This window comes from Candidatus Jordarchaeum sp., from assembly GCF_052745115.1.
On the sequence record NZ_JBRAKS010000463.1, the window covers coordinates 1 to 2570 of the forward strand.

Here is a 2570-nt window from a genome sequence, read left to right on the forward strand (position 1 = left end):
GAGTAATACTTATATTATAAATAAACCTTTTTAAATATAAGATAATTAGAGTTAGAATAAAATAAGTGATGTGTTGGAAAGTGGTAGACTTTAACATTTCTGATTTCAAAATGTTTGAGGAGGCTCCGTGTGTACAACCCGATACAAGGGCCATCACAGAATTAGTCATGAATGGAGTTAAGGCACAAGAAAATATGTACGGTCCCGTATTCACTGCAAAAGTAATAGATTACGCTTTACGTTTGATATCAAGCCAAATCGGAGAAGAAAAGCCCGATATTAAAACCTTGGACCAGTTGACAGAGTATCTACTCTCAAAAGAGGGCAAATTCCCACCTTACTGGGTAGTGCTTTGGGCCCAGTTTAAAACTGAAAAAAAGTTCGAGGGCCATCGAGGTGCGGGAACTCGGCTCATGGATAGGGGTATTTCAAGAAGGGTGATGGAATCGAACGATGATCTGAGAAGTGACCTAATAAAAATTGATGTAGAAAATGTCCTTTCAAAGCTTCGCAGGGCCACGATTGAGATGAAAGTAGCTCCCCTTCAAATGGGATACAAAGAAAATGAAGATGGAAGCATAGATGTGCTCTTTCAAGATTGTTACTTTTTGGATGCCTGCCGATTAGCTTTGAATGAGGGCTTATTAAAAAGGGCAGATGGTAGAATGGTATGCGGAGTCTTTGCGCTTGTGTGCCAATATCTGAAAAAGGCTACGGATCGTGAGTGGGACTACACTATCTCAATATTTGATAAACCAAATTGTGTAGCTAGATGTTTCATGTTCTAATTCCCTATTCGAGTGTGTGCGACTTTCGAAGGAAGTTCCACACCGAAACCAAAAAGAATATTTTATTTTAGCTTCCTCTTTTCTCCCATAAACTCTCTACTTGTTGATTAAATACAAAAAATCTATTTTCACGTTTAAAATAATAAAGTAGGTGTGAATTTTTGGATTTTGATATTCGGAAGTGTTTTCCCTAACTCCTATAATAAGTCTTGAAATCGGGAAAAAAGGCTTATAAAGCCTCATTTACAAGCAACCCATAAACAAAAACAATACCTCCCTTACAAAAACACACCTATTATATTTCGCATTCCCGTTTTATGCAAAGCTTTATAATAGTGGTTACTAAAATCTAATAAAAACACAGCTTGTTAGTTGAGGAGAAAGTTATGAAAGTTGATAGAAATAAGGGTTTTTGGAACGAGCCGGAAGAAACTATGAGTAAGGAGGAGAAGCGCAGAATAGACGATAAGAATCTGGTGTTTATATTTAAACACGCCTACAATAACTCACCCTTCTACAAAAAATTATACAAGGATGCAGGATTAACCCCAGAAGACATTAAATCAAGAGATGACGTTACCAAAATCCCACTCATTACGAAACCGGAACTGCAAGAGGCACAGAAAAAGGATCCACCCTTTGGAGGACTATTAGCCGTTCCCCTTAACGAGCTTTCAGAGATATTCATTTCCCCTGGCCCAATATATGAGGGAGGTACGGCAGGGGAGGAAGAGAAATTAATAGAGGCGGGGGCGAAGGCTGCTTTTTCATGTGGTCTAAGGCCTGGGGACATTGTACACAATGCCTTCCTGTATCATCTTGTGCCAGCAGGTCTCGGGCTACACATGTGTCTGAGACACATGGGATGCACCGTTATCCCGGTGGGAATTGGCCAAACTGTGTTTCAAGCAATAATTATGAGAGACTTGGGAGCAACAGCCTATACCGGAACACCTTCATTTCTAGCAATGATAGGAGAGGAAGCCAAGAAAGGAGGAATCGATCCCAAAAATGACCTCAAATTAGAGGCGGGCCTATTTACTGCTGAACCGCTACCCGAGAGCCTTAGAAAACACTTGGAAAATACCTTTGACATGATAGCACGTCAGATGTACGGAACTGCAGATGTGGGTGGTATCTCAAGAGAGTGTCCGGAGGTTTCGGGCATGCACTTGGAAGAAACACTATTAGTGGAGCTTATTGATCCTAAAACTCTAGAGCCGGTGGCCCCGGGAGAAGAGGGAGATGTTACAGTAACTCTTCCCCACAAGTTGGCCAGTCCCTTTATACGCTTCAGAACCGGTGATGGCTCGGTGCTTTCTGAGGAGAAGTGTGGGTGTGGAAGGACATCACCAAAACTTTTGAGAATACTGGGTAGAGTGGATCAGCTGACCAAGGTTAAGGGAATGTTTGTTCACCCGGTTAATATAAAAACTACTATACAGAAGCATCCTGAACTCGGAAATTATGAGGCCATTGTTGACCGACCACAGCTATCTGATGTTCTAACCATTAGAATCGAATTTGAGGGAACAGGGGAAACTCTACCAAAGGACGCTATTGAGGCGAAAAAGATCCTGGAGGACGAGTTTAAAGAAATGATTCGTGTTAGAGCGGAAGTTGAACTAGTTCCAAAAGGACTAATAAAAGAAACTAAAGAACAAATAATTGATTTGAGAAAATTCGATTAAAAACAGTTTAAAAATTGGAGTCATATATCGACTCCCTTTTTTACCGTATACGGGAAGTATATGCTTGTGTTTTGCTCAACAAGTTTCCCCG

Annotated in this window: 2 protein-coding genes; both read left to right on the forward strand. The window is 40.7% G+C overall.

The window, feature by feature from the left end; all coding sequences use genetic code 11:
- The first annotated feature begins 80 nt into the window (after positions 1 to 80).
- A complete protein-coding gene (locus tag ACUVXA_RS19615; protein ID WP_445872983.1) occupies positions 81 to 788 on the forward strand; it encodes a hypothetical protein in 708 nt (235 codons plus the stop codon).
- Positions 789 to 1174: 386 nt separating this feature from the next.
- Complete coding sequence (locus tag ACUVXA_RS19620; protein WP_445872984.1) at positions 1175 to 2479, forward strand: phenylacetate--CoA ligase family protein; 1305 nt, start codon at positions 1175 to 1177, stop codon at positions 2477 to 2479.
- The last annotated feature ends 91 nt before the right edge of the window (positions 2480 to 2570 follow it).